This is a genomic window from Vibrio sp. 1069, assembly GCF_033340555.1.
This window is the reverse complement of the sequence record NZ_JAWOWP010000489.1, coordinates 1-648: the sequence shown is the minus strand read 5'-3', so window position 1 is coordinate 648 and position 648 is coordinate 1. Positions and strand designations below refer to the sequence as shown.

Sequence of the window (648 nt, the reverse complement as noted above, 5' to 3'; positions counted from 1 at the left end):
ATAGGAATACGAGTACCGCCTTTACCACCGATGTTCGTTTTGCCGTAAATTTCCGAAGAGCGTTTTACTTCTGGCATCATTGACGCCGGAATGCCCATCTCATCCAACAGCTTTTGGTCCCAACATAGGTCGTTGATGTTAAATAGCATGGTACGTGATGCGTTGGTGTAGTCAGTAACGTGAACGCGGCCTTGAGTCATCTTCCATACTAACCACGTATCGACGGTACCAAACAGCAGTTTGCCTGCTTCTGCATCTTCGCGTGCGCCTTCTACGTTATCCAGAATCCACTTAACTTTAGTGCCAGAGAAGTAAGGGTCAAGCACCAAGCCAGTGTTGTCGCGAACGTAATCTTCTAAGCCGCGGCTTTTTAGGTCTTCACAAATGTCTGCGGTGCGACGACATTGCCATACGATTGCGTTGTAGACGGGTTTGCCTGTTTCTTTGTTCCAGACGATGGTGGTTTCACGTTGGTTCGTAATACCAATGGCAGCTAATTGGTCGCTTCGGATGCCTGACTTAGCCAAAGCTTCAACTAATGTAGAGCTTTGTGTTGCCCAGATTTCCATTGGATCGTGCTCAACCCAACCTGCTTGTGGATAAATCTGAGTAAACTCTCGCTGAGCGACGCTTACGATATTGGCGTCG

The 648-nt window shown here is 48.0% G+C and carries 1 protein-coding gene; it reads right to left on the bottom strand.

From position 1 onward, the window contains the following. Positions 1-648, bottom strand: a 648-nt coding sequence (locus tag R7040_RS27335) for an FGGY family carbohydrate kinase (protein WP_318097726.1), incomplete at both ends; no start/stop codon positions are given.